Here is a 19051-nt window from a genome sequence, read left to right as displayed (position 1 = left end):
ACCAGGACCGGCCTCAAGCCACACATATCCTCGGTGCTCTGCCATTTCGGCGGGAATCGACCCGATAGTGTTGGCTGAGGCCGGATCGGCTACGCGCAGCAGTCGCTGCCGCAGCAGGCGGCGGGGGTGGTCGCCTTGACGATCGCCGAGTGCATGCCGTCGGCGACGGTATGGGTCGCGGTGATCTCGATGTTCTGGAATCCGGCTGCCTCCAGGTGGTTTCGGTATTCGGTGAAGGAGAGGGCTCCGGCTATGCAGCCGACGTAGTCGCCGCGTTCGCCGCGCTGCTCGGTGGAGAGCGCGTCGTCGGCGACCACATCGGCGATGCCGATCCGTCCGCCGGGCACCAGCACTCGCGCCATTTCGGTGAAGACGGCGGGCTTGTCGGTGGACAGGTTGATCACGCAGTTGGAGATCACCACATCGATCGAGTTGTCCGGTAGCGGGATCGACTCGATCGTGCCCTTCACGAACTCGACATTGGCGACACCGGCCTTGGCGGCATTGGCGCGGGCGAGGTCGAGCATCTCGTCGGTCATATCCACCCCGTACGCCTTCCCGGTCGCCCCGACCCGTCGAGCGGACAGCAGGACGTCGATGCCCCCGCCCGAGCCGAGGTCCAGCACCCGTTCGCCTTCATGCAGATCGGCGACGGCGGTCGGGTTGCCGCAGCCGAGCGAGGCGGCCACGGCCTGCACGGGCAGTTGATCACGGTCGTCGGCGGCGTAGAGGCCGGCCCCGAAATTCTCGTCGACCTCGACCGCGCCGGTGGTGCAGCAGTCGGTGCCGCAACGGTCCCGGGCCGGTTCACCCTGGGTGACCGCGACAGCGGTGGCGGCGTAGCGGGCGCGGACGGTCTCACGCAGTTCGTTGTGCTCGGACATGGGAGGCGCTCCCTCTCGAGATCCCGGCGGCAGGCGGCCCCACCGGGTTGTATTGATGAGTATCGATGCACAGTGTGGCGCGATGATTAGACCTCTGTCAATATAGACATGTGTCGAAACAGGAACTACCGCTGATCGCGACCGCAGACTGCTGCGCGACGCTGTCCTCCCCGCTGGACCCGGATACCGCGGCCGGGTTGGCGTCGGCGTTCAAAGCACTCGCCGATCCGGCCCGGCTGCGCCTGCTGTCGATGATCGCCGCCGCGGGCGGCGAGGAAGTATGCGTCTGCGAGCTGACCCCGGCCTTCGACCTGTCGCAGCCGACCATCTCCCACCACCTGAAGGTGCTCCGCGAGGCCGGGCTGCTCACCTCGGAACGCCGCGGCACCTGGGTGTACTACCGTGTAATACCGCAAGCGCTGCAACGTCTTTCCGACGTTCTGGTCCCTGCCGCCGCGACCACCGCCCCCGCATGAGCGTCCCGATGCCGTCGCTGCCGCGGCGAATGGCCGCCGAATTCCTGGGTACCGGTGCACTGGTCGCGATCGTCGTCGGCTCCGGCATTGCCGCCCAGCAGCTTTCCTCCACCGACACCGGCTTGCAGCTGCTGGAGAACTCCACCGCGACCGTCTTCGGCCTCGCCGTCCTCATCCTGATGTTCGGCCCGATCTCCGGCGCACACTTCAATCCCGCTGTCTCCCTGGCCGATTGGTGGGCGGGCCGCAGCACCCGCACCGGCCTGCCCGGAATCGAAGTGGCCGCCTACATCTCGGCCCAATCCGTGGGCGCGATCAGCGGCGCGATCCTGGCCAACCTCATGTTCGACCTGCCCGCCGCACAGGTCTCCACCCACGACCGCGTCACCACAGGCCACCTCATCGGCGAAGTCGTCGCCACCGCGGGCTTGATCGCGATCATCTTCGCCCTGGCCCGCACCGCCCGCACCACCCTCGCTCCGATCGCGGTGGCGGCCTGGATCGGCGCCGCCTACTGGTTCACCAGCTCCACCAGCTTCGCCAACCCGGCTGTCACCGTCGGCCGCGTCTTCACCGACACCTTCGCCGGAATCGCCCCCGCCTCCGCCCCCGCCTTCATCGCCGCCCAACTGCTGGGCGCGATCATCGGCTTCATTCTGATCACCGTCTTCTACCCCAGCCCTGCCGCAGCGGACGATATCGTCGTCCAGCACGCCCCCGCCGAGGACTGAAAGGTCGCCCCCGCCATGTCATCCCAGAAGCCGAGCGTCCTCTTCGTCTGCGTGCACAACGCCGGCCGCTCCCAAATGGCCCAGGGCTTCCTCGCCCATCTCGCCGGGGACGCGGTGGAAGTCCGCTCCGCCGGTACCGCCCCCGCCGGCACCCTCAACCCCATGGCCATCGAAGCCATGCGAGAAATCGGCATCGACATCACCACGCAAACTCCCAAGCTCCTCACCCCCGACACCGTCGAAACCTCCACCGTCGTCATCACCATGGGCTGCGGCGACACCTGCCCCTACTTCCCCGGCGTCACCTACCGCGACTGGAAGCTCGACGACCCCGCAGGCCAAACCCTCGACACCGTCCGCCGCATCCGCGACGACATCGAACACCACGTTCGCGCCCTGCTCGACGAACTCACGCCGACCCCGACAACCACCTCTGGGAAGTAGCGAAGCAATACGCTTTCCCCATGTGGACCCACACGGCCGATCTGGAGCTGTTGATGGATCGGCTCGCGGAGGTCGGCGTCGCCATGCTGGTGCGAGTCGATGTGGAACGCCTTCGTGCGGGCCGGCCACAGTGGACTCTGTTCCTGTCGGGTCCGCTCCTGCACCCCGCCAACACCATTCGCGTGGATGCGCGCACCCTCGGGGATGGCCTCACGAAGGCGCTGGACCGGCTGCGGGGGCAGCCCGGGGACTGGGAGTGGCTGGACGCCTGGGTCTGAGGGGCCGTGCAGTGTGGACCGGCTGGGCTGTGCAGGCTGCTGTGGTGGATTAGCCTGGCGCCGTGGAAGTTACGGATTTCGGACCAGGTGACGTCGTACATTTCCCGGAGGGGCCGTTCAGCGGGATTTGTGCGGTGGTGCGGGAGGTCGATGTGCGCCGTGAGACCTTGCGGATCGATTTCCGGGAGGGGACCGTGCATCGGGAGGGCAATGTGCTGCGCGAGCGGCGGCACAGCTTCACCGTCGGATTCGACGAAGTCGAGCTGATCTAGCGGCGGGCGTCGAGTTGTGTTTTGGCGGAGGGGGATTGGGGGACTCCGCGTTTGATGATGTCCGCGGTGAAGCGACGGACCAGGGGGTCGGCCGGGGTGCCGATGAGGCAGACCAGGTCGCGGGACAGGGTGGGGCGCAGGCGTTTCAGGGTGGCGGAGAGTCCGCTGGTGAGGGCCGTGGTGGGGACCAGGGCGATGCCGAGCCCGGCGGCGGCGAGCTGGGCCGCGGTGGCGGCCTGACGGGTTCGCATGACAGGTGTGAGGGTGGTGCCGTGGCGGGCGGCTTCGGTGTCGAGCCACGCGGACAGGCCGTTGTCGGGGTGGTAGTGGACCAGCGGGTGGTCCCGCAGATCGGCGAAGGTGAGATGGTCGCGGTCGGCCAGGGGGTGGCCGTTCGAGAGGACCGCGACGACTTCCTCGAGGCCGATGCGCTCGGCGGCGCCGGACCAGCGGGACGGGCGTGGACCGAAAGCCAGGTCCGCGCAACCGGATTCGATATGGCGCACGAGGTCGTCGGCGCTCACCGCCTCGGTGAGCCGCACCTCGAGGCCGGGATGCCGACGCAGCCACGTCCGCAGCACGGGAGCGAGCAGACTCGCGGTCAGGCTTTCCGCGCAGGCCAGGCGCAGCTGACCGCTGTCGCCGCGCGCGGCCGCGCGTCCGCCGCCGATCACGCGGTCGGCGGCGGACAGGGCCGCGCGGGCATCGGCTTCGACGGCGCGCCCGACCGCGGTGGCGCGCACGCCACGCGGCAGCCGCTCCACCACGGGCGCGCCTATCTCCCGCTCGAGTGCCGCGAGCTGATGGGACAGCGCGGGCTGCGACATGTGCAGGGCCGCGGCCGCGTCGGTGATCGACCCGGCATCCAGCACAGCGATCAGGCATTCGAGGGCGCGCAGCGTCGGCATTCGCAAATTCTATGGCAATTATCGAAAAGATTCGGTTCACGAAGGGATGATCCCGGCGGGAGGCGACGCTGAACCGGGCATGACAACACTGCGAGACAAGACAATGGTGATCATCGGCGCCGGCTCCGGCATTGCCCGCCGGATCGCCGAGGATGCGACACAGCAAGGCGCACACGTGATTTCGGTGGGCCGACCGGAGGTGGATCTGACGGACGAGGGGACCATCCGCGCACTGGCCGACCGGGTCGGTGAGCTGGACTACCTGGTCTCGCTGGCCGCCGACCACGCCAATGGCCCGGTCACCGAACTGGAGCGTGAGGCCGTGCACCGCGCCTTCGACGCCAAGGTGATCGGCCCGATCCTGCTCGCCAAGCATTTCGCCCCGAGATTCCGTGCGGGCGGCGCATTCCTGCTGTTCTCCGGTGTCGCCGCCTGGCGACCGGCTCCGGGCCGGACGGTCATGGCAGCCACCAACGCCGCCGCCGCGGCACTGGCCGAAGCACTGGCGGTCGAACTCGCGCCGGTCCGCGTCAACGCGCTCTCACCCGGCATCATTGATTCGGGCGTATGGGACGGCCCGGGAAAGGACTCGTTCTTCCGGACCATCGCAGCGAGCAATCCGGCCCGCCGTGTCGGCACCCCGTCCGACATTTCCTCCGCAGCCCTGCTGGCCCTGACCAATCCTTTCCTCACCGGCACCACCCTGCACGTCGACGGAGGCGCACGGCTCGCATGAGAACCGCAGGCCGAAAACCCGTTGGTGATCGGGGCGGCACGGCGGTGCCGCCTCGAAGGCCGGCTATCGGTTGATCGTCGGCCGGCATCCGCTCCGCACACGCGGCGGGCATGCGTGTGCTGGCGATCCTCAGTTGGGTGCCCGCTCAGCCACAACATGTATGGGCGCGAACAGGAAGTCCAGGGCCAGTTCGAGATTCAGGTCGGCGGGTAGCTCACCCCGGTCGACGGCGCGGCGCGGCGCGGCCCACGGTGCTGCCGAACGTCCGGACTCTCGCGGACGGAGGCACCTGAATCAGAGGACGTTCTGCCCTGGGGCCGGGCGGGCGCGGAGGCCAGTCTTGGTGATGTCGGATGACGGACCCCGTTGGGGGATAGAAGAATTCGAGAGGTCACGACCATGAAGCCGTTGTCGGAATCACTGCTGGATCTGGCTGCCCGGGTAAAGCAGTTCGAGGAGTCCTCCGCCGCGACGCGGGACAGGAACCGCGCCGCCCTGCAGGCTCGGCGGGAGGAGGTGCAAGCGGCTTTCGGGCATGAGGGAAGCGAACTCGAGAAGACTGCTGCGGAACTGCGTGAGGCCGCCCAGCAGTGGTGGTCGGACACCCGGGATGCGCTCGAGCATCAGATCGAGTCGATGCGAGCCGATTTCGAGAAGTGGCAGGCCGATATCAAGGCACAGCGCGCCGAACGCGCCGCGTCGGCCGGGGACGGCAAGACCGGAGAGCCGAGCGGCGAGAGCTGATCCGAAGGCGCACCGTCCGCGCCGGTCCTCGACCGGCCCGGACGGCTTCGCCGGTGTTCGCCTCACCGCACCTGCGGCGCGACCTTCTCACCCAGCAGGCGAATGTTGTTCAGCACCTTCTCGTGTTCGATGGTGCCCACGCTGGTGTGCAGCATGAAACGGTCCAGGCCGAGGGTGTCGCGGATGTCGGCGATCTTGCCCGCCACGTAGTCCGGAGTGCCCACGAACAGCGAACCGCTCTGCGAGCGAAGGGCGTCGAACTGTTCGCGGGTCATCGGGCCCCACCCGCGTTCGCGGCCGATGCCGGACATGGCGGCCGCGTACGGCTTGTAGAAGTCGTTGACCGCTTGCGAATCCGTTTCCGCCACATAGCCGTGCGCGTGCACCGCCACCGGCTGCTTCTCGTGGCCGCCCTGTTCGAGGGCGCGGTGGTAGAGGTCCACCAGCGGCTTGAAGCGGGCGGGCTGGCCGCCGATGATGGCGATGGCCAGCGGGAGCCCCAGAAGCCCTGCGCGGACGACGGATTCGGGGCTGCCGCCGACCGCGATCCACACCGGCAGCGGGCGGTCCTCGGTGCGCGGGTAGACCACGACGTCGTTCAGTGGCGCGCGGAACTTGCCGGACCAGGTGACCGGCTCGTTCTCCCGGATCTTCAGCAGGAGTGCGAGTTTCTCCTCGAACAGCTCGTCGTAGTCGGACAGGTCGTAGCCGAACAGCGGGAACGACTCGATGAAGGAGCCGCGTCCGGCCATGAGTTCGGCCCGCCCGCCGGACAATCCGTCGAGTGTGGCGAAATCCTGGTACGCGCGCACCGGATCGGCGGAGCTGAGCACGGTCACCGCGCTCGTCAGCTGAATCCGTTCGGTGCGCGAGGCGATGGCCGCCAGCACCACGGCGGGGGAGGAGGCGGCGAAGTCCTTGCGGTGGTGTTCGCCCACGCCGTAGACGTCGAGCCCGGCCTGTTCGGTGGCCACGGCTTCCTCGACCACCTGGCGCAGCCGCGCACCGGCGGTCGGCACCGGCCCGTCGCCTCCGACCGGATGTACCTCGGCGAATGTCGTCAGACCCAGTTCCACGGCTCGCGCCCCTCTCAGTGCTGCTCTCACGCTTGTTTCCAAGTCAACCAGTCGCATAAACGGACCGCAGTCCGGAAACATTCCCGGTGTGGGTTCCGGAGGTTCGCGGCGAAGCCCCCGAGAGACCGCCGCCGCGGGCGGATAGTCTGGTGGGCATGTCAGTGCGCACCCGCAAACCCCTCGTTCCCGGCACGCAGTCGCCCATTCGCGAGGTGCCGAAAAACATCGAGCGGCCCGAGTACGTGTGGAAGAAGACGGTCAACGAGGGCCGCGAGCCCTGGGTGCAGACCGCCGAGACCATCGAGAAGATGCGGATCGCGGGCAAGATCGCGGCGCAGGCCCTCGAAGAGGCCGGCAAGGCCGTGGCGCCCGGCGTCACCACCGATCAGCTCGACGCCATCGCGCACGAGTACATGCTCGACCACGGCGCCTACCCGTCGACCCTGGGCTACAAGGGATTTCCCAAATCCTGCTGCACCTCGCTGAACGAGGTCATCTGCCACGGCATCCCGGACTCGACCGTCATCGAGGACGGTGACATCGTCAATATCGATGTCACCGCCTACATCAACGGCGTACACGGCGACACCAACAAGACCTACCTCGCCGGAGACGTGGACGAAGAGGTGCGGCTGCTGGTCGAGCGCACCGAAGAGGCCACCATGCGCGCCATCAAGGCGGTCAAGCCGGGCCGCGCGCTCAATGTGATCGGCCGCGTGATCGAGGCCTACGCCAACCGCTTCGGCTACGGCGTGGTGCGCGACTTCACCGGCCACGGCGTGGGCCCCACCTTCCACAGCGGCCTGGTGATCCTGCACTACGACCAGCCCGCCGTCGAATCCGTCATCGAACCGGGCATGACCTTCACCATCGAACCCATGATCAACCTGGGCGGCATCGACTACGAGATCTGGGACGACGGCTGGACCGTGGTCACCAAGGACCGCAAGTGGACCGCGCAATTCGAGCACACTCTCGTCGTCACCGACGAGGGCGCGGAGATTCTCACGCTGCCGTGACAAGCAGGCTCACGGTGGCTCCGCCCCCGCACCCCCGGAAGGAAAAGAGTTGGGGGCCAAGCCCCCAAACCCCCACAGGGGCAGCGGGTCGGCGGCCCAGCTCTCGAGCCCTTGCTGGGGCGGCGGGTTGGCGGCCCAGTCTCCGAGCCCTTGTTGGGGCGGCGGGTTGGCGGCCCAGTCTCCGAGCCCTCACGGGGGCGGCAGGTCGGCGACTCGGCCCTGAAACCTTGCGGGAGCAGCCGTGAAGGGGGCCCTGCTGGTGGCTGGCACCACCTCCGACGCGGGCAAAAGTGTTGTGGTGGCGGGGCTTTGCCGGATGCTCGCGCGGCGCGGGGTGCGGGTTGCGCCGTTCAAGGCGCAGAACATGTCCAACAACTCGGTTGTCACGCTCGACGGTGGGGAGATCGGGCGGGCGCAGGCGTTGCAGGCGCGGGCGTGTGGTCTGGAGCCGAGCGTGCGGTTCAATCCGGTGCTGTTGAAGCCTGGAAGTGACCGGCGCTCACAGCTTGTCGTGCGCGGGAAAGCGGTGGACACCGTCGGGGCGAAGGATTACTTCCGGCATCGGCGGGAGTTGCGGGCCGTGGTCGCCGCGGAATTGGCTTCGCTGCGGGCCGAATTCGATGTGGTGATCTGCGAGGGCGCGGGATCGCCTGCCGAGATCAATTTGCGGGCAACGGATCTGGCGAATATGGGGCTGGCGCGGGCGGCGGATCTGCCGGTGCTGCTCGTCGGCGACATTGATCGCGGGGGCGTGCTGGCGCATTTGTTCGGCACCGTCGCGATCCTGGAACCCGAAGACCAGCAACTGATTTCGGGGTACATCATCAACAAGTTCCGCGGTGATGTGGAGCTGCTGCGGCCGGGGCTGGATCAGCTGGCCGAGCTCACGGGCCGTCCGACGCTGGGTGTGCTGCCCTTCGCCGAAGATCTCTGGATCGATGCCGAGGACTCGCTCGGCACGGTCGCCGACGCCCCCGTGGGCCGCTCGCGCCCGCCGCTGGGCCGGGACTGGCTGACCGTGGCCGCCATCCGCCTGCCGCGCATCTCCAACTCCACCGATGTGGAGGCCCTGGCCTGCGAGCCGGGCGTTTCCGTGCGCTGGGCGGGTGACCCGTCACGGCTGGCCGACGCCGATCTGGTGGTGCTTCCGGGCAGCAAATCCACCGTCAGCGACCTGGAGTGGTTGCGCCGCACCGGAATCGCCGACGCCCTTGTGGCCCGCGCCGCCGCCGGAAGACCGATCCTGGGCATCTGCGGTGGCTACCAGATGCTCGGCCGCACCATCGTCGACGAGGTCGAGTCCACCGCCGGCGCCGTACCCGGCTTGGGCCTGCTGGACCTCGACATCGAATTCGCCGACCCCAAGGTGCTGCGCCGCTCCTCCGGTCACGCCGTACATGACATGGATCTCCCCGTGCACGGCTATGAGATTCATCATGGCCGCGTGCGCCGTAATGGCGATCACCCCTGGCTCGTACTCGACGGAGAATCCGAAGGCAGTGTGCGCCAAGCGATCTGGGGCACCCACCTGCACGGTGCGTTGGAATCGGACGAGTTTCGCCGCAGCTGGCTGCGCGAGGTCGCGAACCAGGCCGGACGTGCGGATTTCCTTGTCGCCGAGGATGTCTCGGTGGCCGAGGTGCGCACCGCCCAGCTCGACCTGCTCGCCGACCTCATGGAGAAGCACCTCGACCCGGCCGCCCTCGACCACCTCATCGCGCACGGCGCACCCGCCGGTCTGCCCATCCTCACCGTCGGAAAGTGATGGCGATCACACCAATCCACCCGACACCGATCCGGGCCGCTCCACGGCCGTGTAGCGTTGGCCGTTATGGAATCTCGGCGGATCACGGTCGGTGACCGCACGTGGACCGTGCGCGTCGGCGGACCTGAGTCCCGGCACCACGTGCTCCTGCTCCCCGATGCGGGCGATCCGGCCGACGTATACGACGAGGTCTGCGCCCGTTTGCAGACCTCGGACCTGCACACCATCGTCATCGAACCGGCGGACGGTCTGGACACCGCCGCGGTCTTCGGCATTCTCGATCAGCTGAAGGTGCCGTGGGCCAATCTGGTCGGCTGCGGCGCGGGCGCGGAACTGGCCTGGCAGCTGGCCGCGCGCGGCTTCGGCCGGTTCATGAGCGTGATCGTCGCGGGCCGTGGCCACCCGGCCACCCCGGATGTCAACGGCGATATCGCCGATCCGGCCTGCCCGCCGGTGGAGATCCCCGCCACGCTGCTGGCCACCAAGGGCTTCCCGCGCGAACTGGCCGAACCCTCGGGCCGCCACGTCTACGGCGAATTCCGTTTGGTCTCGGTCGATGTCGCCGATGTGGCGGCGGAGGCGGGCAATGAGCTCGCCACGGAGATCGTGCTGCGCACCAGCTTCTGGTGACCTGCTCCTGACAAAAGCAGAACGGCCGGAACCCATCGGTTCCGGCCGTTCTCATGTCACGGCTCACTCGAAGGCGGCCAGCCACTTCAGCCAGTTGTCGAGCTCGGCGAAGGCTTCCTTGCGCGGCTGCTCCGACGACAGGAACACATCGTGGCGCGCGCCCTCGATCGGCACGATATTGGTGCGCCCGCCCAGACAGCCCGACCAGCGCTGAATCTGCTTCACATCCAGCACCACATCCGACACGTCGGCGGCCGGACCGTATTCCCGCATGAACTTGGTGACCTTCGACCGCAGGATCAGCGACGGCACCTCGATATCGAGACCCTGATGCAGCCGCAGATGCCCGCGCCGGATGGCGCGCAGCCAGCCCGCGTGAACGGGGAAGCCGGTCAACGGTTTCCAATCCAGGTTGTAATCCCATTCGCCGACGCCGGTGTGGTGCAGGCTGTGTCCGTACGTGGTGGACAGGCCGAGCGGAATCTTGGCGAAACCCTTGAGCCGCCCGAGACCCTCCAGCACCGCGGTGCCGACCGAGCGGTAGTAGCCCGGCCCCTGCAGGTCGAACCACGGGCTGTTCAGCATCAGTCCCGTAATCCCTTGCGCGCGAACGCCGCCCGTGGCCCGCAGCCGGTTCAGCCACAGTGATGTCACCAGACCGCCGGTCGAGTGCGCCATGACGAGCACCGGCAGCCCGGTCTCCTCGCGCAGAATCTTCAGCGCGCGATTCAATTCCACGTCGTAGAGCGCCAGATCGCTGACGTAGTGCGGAGTCTGGCCCGCCCGGGTGGAACGCCCGCACTTGCGCAGGTCCAGCGCATAGAAGGCGTACCCCTGCCCGGCCATGTGCTGGGCCAGGTGTTCCTGGAAGAAGTAGTCGGTGAAACCGTGCACGTACAGCACGGCACTGGTCGGCGCGGGCTGCTCGGCCGGGGAGTATCGGACCAGGGTCGCGAACGCGTCGCCCTCACCGTCCGGATCCGGGCCGAGCGGCAAGGTCATCTGCTGGTAGTCCGTGCCCAGCACATCCGGCTGCCAGGTACCGGCGGCCTGGGTCGGGGCGGACGATCGGGCGCTGGAGGACGTATCGGATGTCACATGCCCAATCTAAACTCCGCCGTCGCGTTCCACAGTGGCGGAGGTATCTCTCACATTCGGGGGCCTCGTTGCAGGATTTCTCCGTGGGCAGGGGCACAATTGGCCGTAGGTGAACGACGGGTAACCTAACTGCCGCTGGGTTGCCGTACATAAGACAAGGAAGTCGATCAATACCGTGCCGAACGCTGCCACGATTGAGAAGACCGATGTAGTGCTCATCGGTGCCGGCATCATGAGCGCCACTCTCGGCGCCCTGCTCCGACAGGTGCAGCCGGATTGGTCGATTACCGTTTTCGAGCGGCTCGACGCCGCTTCCGCTGAGAGCAGCGACCCGTGGAACAACGCCGGTACCGGCCACTCCGCGCTGTGCGAGCTGAACTACACGCCGCAGAACGCCGACGGTTCGGTGGAGATCACCAAGGCCATCGACATCAATGAGCGCTTCCAGGTGTCGCGCCAGTTCTGGTCCTACGGCGTCGAGCACGGCGTGCTGGGCAACCCGTCGAACTTCATCAACCCGATTCCGCACGTGAGCTTCACGCACGGCGCCGCGGACGTGGAGTACCTGCGCAAGCGCTATGAGGCGCTGTCGCGGCACCCGCTGTTCGAGGGCATGGAGTTCATCGCCGACAAGGACGAGTTCTCGCGTCGGCTGCCTTTGATGGCCAAGGGCCGCGACTTCTCCGATCCGGTCGCGCTGAACTGGACCGAGGCGGGCACCGACATCGACTTCGGCGAGCTCACCAAGGAACTGCTGGCCTACCTGGGTTCCACCGGTGCCGATATCGCCTTCGGCCACGAGGTCAAGAACCTGACCAAGCAGTCGGACGGCTCCTGGCTGGTGAAGGTGCGCAACCTGCGCACCGGCAAGACCCGCGTGCTCAATGCCAAGTTCGTGTTCGTCGGCGCGGGCGGCGGCGCGCTGCCGCTGCTGCAGAAGTCCGGCATCAAGGAGATCTCCGGCTTCGGCGGCTTCCCGGTGTCGGGTCTGTTCCTGCGCTGCACCAACCCGGACCTCATCGCCCAGCACGAGGCCAAGGTGTACGGCAAGGCCGCCGTCGGCGCGCCGCCGATGTCGGTGCCGCACTTGGACACTCGCGTCATCAACGGTGACCGCGGCCTGCTGTTCGGCCCCTACGCGGGCTGGACGCCGAAGTTCCTCAAGGACGGCAAGCTCACCGACCTCATCAAGTCGGTCAAGCCGAACAACCTGTTCTCCATGCTCGGCGTGGGCGTGACCGAGATGGGTCTGGTCAACTACCTGGTCTCCGAGCTGCTCAAGTCGCAGGCCGGTCGCGTGAACGCCATGGAGGAGTTCATTCCGCGCGCCGACGGCCACGACTGGGAGCTGATCATCGCCGGCCAGCGCGTGCAGATGATCCGCCGCAAGGGCATGGGCGGCGTGCTCGAGCTGGGCACCGCGGTCGTCGCCGCCGAGGACGGCACCATCGCCGGTCTGCTCGGCGCCTCCCCGGGCGCGTCCACCTGCGTGAGCGCCATGCTCGACGTCATGAAGAAGTGCTTCCCGCGCGAATTCGGTTCCTGGGAGCCGAAACTCAGGGAAATGGTGCCGTCGCTGGGCGTCAAGCTGTCCGAGAACCAGGCGCTCTACCGGGAGGTCTGGGACTGGTCGCAGAAGGCCCTCCACCTGGACGGCGCCAACACGCCGAAGCACGCCGGTCTTCCCTCACACGCCTAGGTTGTGATAGCAAGACGCGATGATGTCAACGGTTGCTCTCAAAAGGTCATGGGCCCAGGATCTGGACACCGAGACCCTGTACAAGCTGTTGAAACTTCGCGTCGAGGTTTTCGTAGTCGAGCAGAAGTGCGCGTACCCGGAACTGGATGGTCTCGACCTCGGTCCTGAAACCCGCCACTTCTGGCTCGACGACGAAGGCGAAGTGATCTGCACACTCCGCCTCCTCGAAGAACACGACAACGGCGTGAAGTCCTTCCGCATCGGCCGCCTGTGCACCACCCCGCCCGCCCGCGGCCACGGCTACACCACCCGCCTCCTCCAGGCGGCCCTGGCCGAAGCCGGTTCCGCCACAGTGCGTTTGAATGCCCAGACGTACCTGGTCGACATGTACACCAAGCACGGCTTCAAGGTCGACGGCGAGGAGTACATCGAAGACGGCATCCCGCACATCCCCATGCGCCGAGGCTGAAAACTCCGGTCCCGCAACCACGTTGGTTGCGGGACCGTTTTCTTCCCGCCCCGGCCGGAGCCCGCTGTGCCGCCGCGCGGCGGACGAGGCCGTAGCAGGCATGGTCGGTGTCGAAGCGGGCGGCGGGTTCGGGGATGGGCATGTCGGCCGAACCAGGCGCCGGTACGCGGGTGCGGAAGTCCGATCGGCCGGTGCCAGGCAGGGGCGCAAGTGCGATTGGCGCAGGGCAGTCGCGGCCGGTGGGTGGGGCGGGCTTACAGTGGGGCCGTGTCCGTTTCCCCTGTGGCTTACTCCGAAAGCAAGCGTGTGACCGCCGGCGAGGAGGCCGGGTTCCCGTTCTCCGCGGTGGTGGGGCAGGAGCGGTTGCAGTTGGCGTTGATTCTGTGCGCGGTGCATCCCGGGATCGGTGGTGTGCTGGTGCGCGGGGAGAAGGGGACCGCGAAATCGACCGTTGTGCGGGCGCTGGCGCAATTGTTGCCGCCGGTGGTGGATGAGAGTGGGGCGCGGCCCGCTCGGCTGGTAGAGCTGCCGGTGGGGGCCACTGAGGACCGTGTGGTGGGGTCGCTGGACCTGGAGCGCGTGCTGCGGGACGGGGAACAGGCGTTCCGGCCCGGACTGCTGGCCGCGGCGCATCACGGCGTGCTGTATGTGGACGAGGTCAATCTGCTTCACGATCACCTTGTCGACGTGCTGCTCGACGCCGCAGCCATGGGGCGGGTGCACATCGAGCGCGATGGCGTATCCCATTCGCATCCGGCTCGATTCGTGCTCGTCGGCACCATGAATCCCGAAGAGGGTGAGCTGCGCCCGCAGCTGCTCGATCGCTTCGGCCTCACCGTGGACGTGGTCGCCTCCCGCGAAGTCGACACCCGCATGGCCGTGGTGCGCCGCCGCCTCGACTACGAGGCCGACCCCGCCGCCTTCGCCGCCCGCTACGCCGCCGCCGACCGCGAGGTGGCCGACCGCATCCTCACCGCCCGCGATCACGTGGCCGACATCGAGCTCAGCAATGCCGAACTGCGTCGAATCGCCGCCCTGTGCGCCTCGTTCGACGTCGACGGCATGCGCGCCGACCTGGTCGTGGCCCGCACCGCCACCGCACACGCCGCCTGGCGGGGCAGCCCCGCCGTCGCCGAGGAGGACGTCCGGGTGGCCGCCGAGCTCGCGCTCCCGCACCGCCGTAGGCGCGACCCCTTCGACGAACCCGGCATCAGCCAGGAGCAACTCGACGAGGCCATGCGCAATGCCGCCGAGGAAGCCGCCCGCGCGGACCAGGACGGTGACAGCCTGGGAAAAGGTTCAGCGGTCCCGCACGATGACGACGCGGGACCGCAGGAACCGGTAGACGGGCCCAATTCGGCCGCGCCGGAGCATGATCCGGCAGGCGACTCGAATCCGCCTGCCGGTCGGCCACCTTCGAACGACGGGACCGACGGCGCGGACGGACCGGACGCACCCGGCGACGGCTCGGACGCCTCGGCTGCCGACCCTCCGTGGGATGGTCCGGATCCCCTTGAAAACAGCCGGAATTCGGCATCCGACAATGCCGACCGTGACGCGTCCGAGGATGCGAATCGCCCCGGCCGTCCCGTGCGCGAGCGGCTCGCCGGAACCCCCGCGCAGTCGCCGATGAAACCACCGCGCTGGCAGGTCCCCGGCGTCGGTGAGGGCGCGCCCGGCCGCCGCTCCCGCGCCCGCACCCGCAACGGCCGCACGGTCCGCGCCATCGACGACACCAAGGCCGGATTGCACCTGCTGGCAACGATTTTCGCCGCCGCCCCACAGCAGCACGCCCGCGGCAGGCGGACCGGCCCCCTCCACTTCGAGCCCGCCGACCTGCGCGGCGCGTACCGCGAAGGCCGCGAAGGCAATCTGGTCGTCTTCGTGGTCGACGCCTCCGGTTCCATGGCCGCCCGCGACCGCCTTTCGGCCGTCACGGGCGCGGTGGTCGCCCTGCTGCGCGACGCCTACCAGAGCCGCGACAAGGTGGCGGTGATCAGCATGCGCGGCGCGGACGCCGAATTGGTCCTGCCCCCGACCTCCTCCATCGACGTCGCCGTCCGCCGCCTCGCCGATATGCGCACCGGCGGCAAAACCCCGCTCGCCCAAGGGCTTCTGAAGGCCCGCGAGGTGATCGCCCGGGAACGGGTCCGCGACCCCCAGCGCCGCCCGCTGGTGGTGTTGCTCACCGACGGCCGCGCCACCGGCGGCACCGACCCGGTGCCCCGCGCCCGCGCCGCCGCCCGCCTGCTGGCCCGCGACGCCATCACCGCGATGGTCGTCGACTGCGAACGCGGCATGATCCGCCTCGGCCTGGCCCGCGACCTCGCCCGCGAATTGCGCGGCGGCTACCTGCATTTGGCCGAACTCACCGGCGAAACGGTCGCCGGCCTGGTGCGCGGCGCGCGCGTCGCCTGACCGCACGGGGCGGATCCGGAGCGCTCAGAAGAGCATGCGCAACACGGTCCAGAGGATCGGCGGGGCCAGCCAGATCAGCAGCCAGAATCCGACTCGGCGGCGGCCTAGTTGTTTGGCGACCTGTTCGATGCCGTATCCCTCGACGGGTTCGCCGTAGACCTGTTTGTCCGCCGAGATGTCGCGCAGGCGCATTCTGCCGTCGAGGTACAGGTAGAGGGCGAAGGCAGCGATGACGAGGAAGAAGATCAGCGAGAATCGTTCGGCGCCGGGGATCGCCTTTCTGTCCAGGCCGTTGCCGTGGCTGGCACCCTCCTCGAGGGCGTCGATGCGCAGCCAGGCGGATGCCCAGAAAGCCAGCACCCATATCGCGGCGGTGACGGGGATGGCGCGGTAGCGGAAGACCTTGTATCGCGGGAGCGAATACTGGTTCATGCCAAGCATTTTCGCAATCGTGGCGGTGGGCTGGCCCGGGCTTTCGGGTGGGGGCGAATGATGGGATCGCCGCTGCGGAACCGGCGGCGGCCGATGGTCGTTCGAACTGCATGGACGAATCGCGAAACGATGAGCCGGACCGCCGCGAGGCACGGCAGGACGCGAACACCGAGGCCGGGATGGAAGCCGCGGCGACGGCGGCCGAGCTGGCCGGGCCGGGTGTGGTCGCGGGAATCGGGCGGATCTTCTCGGCGATCGGGCACGCCCTGTCCTGAGGGCGCACCGCGTGAGGGGCACCTGCGGGTTCGGATCGGGGGATGTGGCACCGTGATGGCGTAGCGGTCCTGCCGGACCGTGCCGCGAAAGGAGTCACGCCACCATGCCCCAGGGTGTTCCGCTGCCGGAGTCCATCCCCGACGACGGCCTCACCACGCGACAGCGGCGCAATCAGCCGGTGCTGGCGGTGCATACCGGGCCCGGCAAGGGAAAGTCGACCGCGGCGTTCGGGATGGCGTTGCGGGCGTGGAACCAGGGGTTCGATGTCGCGGTGTTCCAGTTCGTGAAGAGCGCGAAGTGGAAGGTGGGGGAGGAGGCCGCGTTTCGCACGCTCGGCAAGCTGCACGCGGAGAGCGGGGTCGGCGGGCCGGTCGAGTGGCACAAGATGGGCGAAGGCTGGTCGTGGACCCGCAAGCAGGGCAGCGACGAGGACCATGCGGCCGCCGCGCTGGCGGGATGGCAGGAGATCGCACGGCGACTGCGGGAGGAACAGCATCGGTTCTACGTGCTCGACGAGTTCACCTATCCGCTCAAATGGGGGTGGGTGGATGTCGACGAGGTCGTGGAGACGCTGCGGAATCGGCCCGGCAACCAGCATGTGGTGATCACCGGGCGGGACGCGCCGCAGGCCCTGATCGAGGCCGCGGATCTGGTCACCGAGATGACCAAGGTGAAGCATCCGATGGACGCGGGCCGCAAGGGCCAGCGGGGCATCGAATGGTGAGTACCCCGGCGGTGGTGATCGCCGCTCCCGCGTCCGGGAGCGGAAAGACCACTGTCGCAACGGGATTGATCGGTGCGCTGCGGCGGGCCGGGCATCGGGTCGCGCCGTTCAAGGTGGGACCGGACTATATCGATCCCGGCTACCACGGCGTGGCCGCCGGACGTCCCGGACGCAACCTGGACCCGGTCCTGGTCGGCGCGGACCGAGTGATCCCGCTGTACCGCAACGGAAGCCGCGACTGCGACATCGCGGTCGTGGAAGGCGTCATGGGCCTGTTCGACGGCCGCATCGACGAACACAACACCGCTCCCGTCGCGGAAGGCTCCACTGCGCAGATCGCCGCCATGCTCGGTGCCCCGGTCATCCTCGTGGTCGACGCCCGCGGCCACAGCCAGAGCCTGGCCGCCCTGCTGCACGGCTTCGCCACCTTCGACACCGGAATCCGCCTCGGCGGAGTCATCCTCAACCGCGTCGGCAGCGAACGCCACGAACAGGTCCTGCGCGCCGCCTGCGCCCGCGTCGGCCTCCCCGTCCTCGGCGCTCTGCCTCGCCTGGCCGAACTGGAAGTCCCCTCCCGCCACCTCGGCCTCATCCCCGCCGTGGAACACGGTGCAGCAGCGGTGTCGGCGGTCGACGCCATGACCGCTCTCGTTGCGGCGCATATAGATCTCGCCGCCGTCGCCGGGCTGGCCGCAGCACAGGCCGTCGGTCCGGTGTGGTCGGCAGGCGACGAACTCTTCGCCGATACCGGGCCACATGTCGGCACGTCCGCGCCGGAAACCGTGCTCTCCGACCGCCCGGAACCACGCCCCGCGCGCGCCGGGACCGCACCGATCGTGGCGGTAGCGGGCGGCGCGGCCTTCACCTTCGGATACGCCGAACACCGCGAACTGCTCACCGCCGCGGGCGCGCAGGTGGTCGTCTTCGACCCGATGCACGACGAATTGCCGGACGGCACAGCCGGTTTGGTGCTGCCCGGCGGCTTCCCGGAGGAACACGCGGCCCAACTGTCCGCCAACACCTCCCTGCTGAAAGCCGTTGCCACCGAAGCGAATCGCGGCCTCCCCATCCACGCCGAATGCGCCGGCCTCCTCTACCTCACCCGCTCCCTCGACGGCCACACCATGGCCGGAGTAGTCGCCGCCGAAGCCGAATTCGGCCCCCGCCTCACCCTCGGCTACCGAGACGCCGTGTCCCTCACCGCCTCCCCCCTCTGGCAACCAGGCGAACGAGTACGCGGCCACGAATTCCACCGCACCCGCCTCACGGCCACCGGCAGCGACACGCTCGCTTGGGGCTGGCGCGCGCCCAGCGGCGAAACCGTCCGGGAGGGTGCGGTTCTCGGGCGCGTCCATGCCTCCTACCTCCACACTCATCCCGCCGGAAATCCTGCGGCGATCGGCCGATTCGTCACTGCCGCAGCCGAATACGCGGAGTCTCGTGTCCGCGCCTGATCCCGCGCCCACCAGGCCGGGTTCGAGCGCGCGGTTTCCCGCCCAGAGCTGTCCGGAACCGAACGAACTCCCAGCCGTCGACCGGTTCGGCCGGCTGAATGCGCACGGTATGACCTCGGCAAATCCGCCACTACCCGAAGTGCCGCCCGGCTACGCGGTAGGCGTAGGCATGCGCAGTGGTCTACCCGCCGAGGCGATCCTCCACGCCATCCGAGAAGTGCTGGGCCAGGCCCTGATCCAGTGCCTGGCCACTGTCGACCGCCGCGCGCACGAGCCCGGCCTGGTGAAAGCCGCCGAGTCACTGGGCGTTCCGCTGCTGACCTACCGCCCGCGAGAACTGTCCCAGGTTCCGGTCCCGAATCCGTCCGCCCGCACAGCCGAGGCACTGGGCACCCCCAGTGTGGCCGAGGCCGCAGCCCTCCTGGCCGCATCCGCTGCCCAGCTGACCGTCGCAAAGCACGCAGTCGGAGGAGTAACCATCGCGGCCGCCGCCATCCACCGCTGAGCGACACCAGCTC

General features: G+C 68.5%; 21 protein-coding genes and 1 pseudogene. 17 read left to right on the top strand and 5 right to left on the bottom strand.

Annotated elements, in window-relative coordinates:
* Positions 1-89: 89 nt before the first annotated feature.
* Positions 90-884 carry an arsenite methyltransferase gene (gene arsM / locus H0264_RS31995; RefSeq protein WP_181580997.1) on the bottom strand — a complete coding sequence of 265 codons (795 nt, stop codon included), beginning with the start codon at positions 882-884 and terminating at the stop codon, positions 90-92.
* Between the two features lie 110 nt (positions 885-994).
* Here arsM and H0264_RS31990 point away from each other — a divergent pair, with 110 nt between their 5' ends.
* The 5 genes from H0264_RS31990 to H0264_RS31970 all read left to right on the top strand — a co-directional run bounded on the left by H0264_RS31990 (position 995) and on the right by H0264_RS31970 (position 3085).
* Complete coding sequence (locus H0264_RS31990; protein ID WP_181580996.1) at positions 995-1360, top strand: ArsR/SmtB family transcription factor; 366 nt, start codon at positions 995-997, stop codon at positions 1358-1360.
* A complete protein-coding gene (locus H0264_RS31985) occupies positions 1357-2091 on the top strand; it encodes an MIP/aquaporin family protein (RefSeq protein ID WP_231084639.1) in 735 nt (244 codons plus the stop codon). The genes H0264_RS31990 and H0264_RS31985 overlap by 4 nt, the downstream gene beginning before the upstream one ends.
* A gap of 15 nt (positions 2092-2106) precedes the next feature.
* A complete protein-coding gene (locus H0264_RS31980; RefSeq protein ID WP_181580995.1) occupies positions 2107-2535 on the top strand; it encodes an arsenate reductase ArsC in 429 nt (142 codons plus the stop codon).
* Between the two features lie 20 nt (positions 2536-2555).
* Positions 2556-2813, top strand: a complete 258-nt coding sequence (locus H0264_RS31975) for a hypothetical protein (protein ID WP_181580994.1) — start codon at positions 2556-2558, stop codon at positions 2811-2813.
* A 62-nt stretch (positions 2814-2875) separates the two neighbouring features.
* Positions 2876-3085 carry a hypothetical protein gene (locus tag H0264_RS31970; protein ID WP_181580993.1) on the top strand — a complete coding sequence of 70 codons (210 nt, stop codon included), beginning with the start codon at positions 2876-2878 and terminating at the stop codon, positions 3083-3085.
* On the opposite strand, the gene H0264_RS31965 is transcribed toward H0264_RS31970, so the two are convergent.
* Entirely contained in the window at positions 3082-3993 is a 912-nt protein-coding gene (locus H0264_RS31965; RefSeq protein WP_181580992.1) for a LysR family transcriptional regulator, read from the bottom strand. The two genes, H0264_RS31970 and H0264_RS31965, sit on opposite strands and share 4 nt — an antisense overlap.
* Positions 3994-4072: 79 nt before the next feature.
* Between H0264_RS31965 and H0264_RS31960 the strand changes: the two genes are divergently transcribed.
* Both H0264_RS31960 and H0264_RS31955 read left to right on the top strand, forming a co-directional pair.
* Positions 4073-4729 carry an SDR family oxidoreductase gene (locus H0264_RS31960; RefSeq protein WP_181580991.1) on the top strand — a complete coding sequence of 219 codons (657 nt, stop codon included), beginning with the start codon at positions 4073-4075 and terminating at the stop codon, positions 4727-4729.
* Between the two features lie 399 nt (positions 4730-5128).
* On the top strand, positions 5129-5473 hold the full coding sequence (locus H0264_RS31955) for a hypothetical protein (RefSeq protein WP_181580990.1): 345 nt from the start codon (positions 5129-5131) through the stop codon (positions 5471-5473).
* Between the two features lie 62 nt (positions 5474-5535).
* On the opposite strand, the gene H0264_RS31950 is transcribed toward H0264_RS31955, so the two are convergent.
* A complete protein-coding gene (locus H0264_RS31950) occupies positions 5536-6549 on the bottom strand; it encodes an LLM class flavin-dependent oxidoreductase (protein ID WP_181580989.1) in 1014 nt (337 codons plus the stop codon).
* A gap of 155 nt (positions 6550-6704) precedes the next feature.
* Between H0264_RS31950 and map the strand changes: the two genes are divergently transcribed.
* The 3 genes from map (at position 6705) to H0264_RS31935 (ending at position 9963) form a co-directional block, all read left to right on the top strand.
* Positions 6705-7568: a type I methionyl aminopeptidase gene (gene map, locus H0264_RS31945; protein WP_181580988.1), complete on the top strand. Its 864-nt coding sequence runs from the start codon at positions 6705-6707 to the stop codon at positions 7566-7568.
* A 241-nt stretch (positions 7569-7809) separates the two neighbouring features.
* Positions 7810-9333 (top strand): cobyric acid synthase, encoded by a 1524-nt coding sequence (locus H0264_RS31940; protein WP_181580987.1) that lies wholly within the window; start codon positions 7810-7812, stop codon positions 9331-9333.
* A 66-nt stretch (positions 9334-9399) separates the two neighbouring features.
* Positions 9400-9963, top strand: a complete 564-nt coding sequence (locus H0264_RS31935) for an alpha/beta fold hydrolase (protein WP_181580986.1) — start codon at positions 9400-9402, stop codon at positions 9961-9963.
* 63 nt (positions 9964-10026) lie between these two features.
* Here H0264_RS31935 and H0264_RS31930 read toward each other — a convergent pair whose 3' ends face one another.
* Entirely contained in the window at positions 10027-10965 is a 939-nt protein-coding gene (locus tag H0264_RS31930) for an alpha/beta hydrolase (RefSeq protein WP_181585982.1), read from the bottom strand.
* Positions 10966-11200: 235 nt separating this feature from the next.
* Between H0264_RS31930 and mqo the strand changes: the two are divergent.
* The 3 genes and pseudogenes from mqo to H0264_RS31915 all read left to right on the top strand — a co-directional run.
* Positions 11201-12760, top strand: a pseudogene (gene mqo, locus H0264_RS31925) (malate dehydrogenase (quinone)); the annotation flags it as partial.
* Positions 12761-12779: 19 nt separating this feature from the next.
* Positions 12780-13229: a GNAT family N-acetyltransferase gene (locus H0264_RS31920; protein WP_181580985.1), complete on the top strand. Its 450-nt coding sequence runs from the start codon at positions 12780-12782 to the stop codon at positions 13227-13229.
* A gap of 267 nt (positions 13230-13496) precedes the next feature.
* A complete protein-coding gene (locus H0264_RS31915) occupies positions 13497-15647 on the top strand; it encodes a VWA domain-containing protein (protein ID WP_244976012.1) in 2151 nt (716 codons plus the stop codon).
* A gap of 24 nt (positions 15648-15671) precedes the next feature.
* Here the strand turns inward: H0264_RS31915 and H0264_RS31910 are convergent, their stop codons facing one another.
* The gene (locus tag H0264_RS31910) at positions 15672-16079 is read right to left on the bottom strand and encodes a hypothetical protein (RefSeq protein WP_181580984.1); all 408 of its coding nucleotides are present in this window, start codon (positions 16077-16079) and stop codon (positions 15672-15674) included.
* A 110-nt stretch (positions 16080-16189) separates the two neighbouring features.
* Here H0264_RS31910 and H0264_RS31905 point away from each other — a divergent pair, with 110 nt between their 5' ends.
* The 4 genes from H0264_RS31905 to H0264_RS31890 all read left to right on the top strand — a co-directional run bounded on the left by H0264_RS31905 (position 16190) and on the right by H0264_RS31890 (position 19038).
* Positions 16190-16354, top strand: a complete 165-nt coding sequence (locus H0264_RS31905; RefSeq protein WP_181580983.1) for a hypothetical protein — start codon at positions 16190-16192, stop codon at positions 16352-16354.
* A 104-nt stretch (positions 16355-16458) separates the two neighbouring features.
* Entirely contained in the window at positions 16459-17079 is a 621-nt protein-coding gene (gene cobO, locus H0264_RS31900; protein WP_181580982.1) for a cob(I)yrinic acid a,c-diamide adenosyltransferase, read from the top strand.
* The gene (locus H0264_RS31895; protein ID WP_181580981.1) at positions 17073-18533 is read left to right on the top strand and encodes a cobyrinic acid a,c-diamide synthase CobB; all 1461 of its coding nucleotides are present in this window, start codon (positions 17073-17075) and stop codon (positions 18531-18533) included. Before cobO ends, H0264_RS31895 begins: the two co-directional genes overlap by 7 nt.
* Before the next feature lie 109 nt (positions 18534-18642).
* Positions 18643-19038 carry a cobalamin biosynthesis protein gene (locus tag H0264_RS31890; protein ID WP_181580980.1) on the top strand — a complete coding sequence of 132 codons (396 nt, stop codon included), beginning with the start codon at positions 18643-18645 and terminating at the stop codon, positions 19036-19038.
* Positions 19039-19051 lie beyond the last annotated feature (13 nt).

It is taken from the genome of Nocardia huaxiensis (assembly GCF_013744875.1).
Classification (GTDB): domain Bacteria; phylum Actinomycetota; class Actinomycetes; order Mycobacteriales; family Mycobacteriaceae; genus Nocardia; species Nocardia huaxiensis.
The sequence above is the reverse complement of the archived record's forward strand: the minus strand, read 5'-3'. Positions and strand labels throughout refer to the sequence as shown.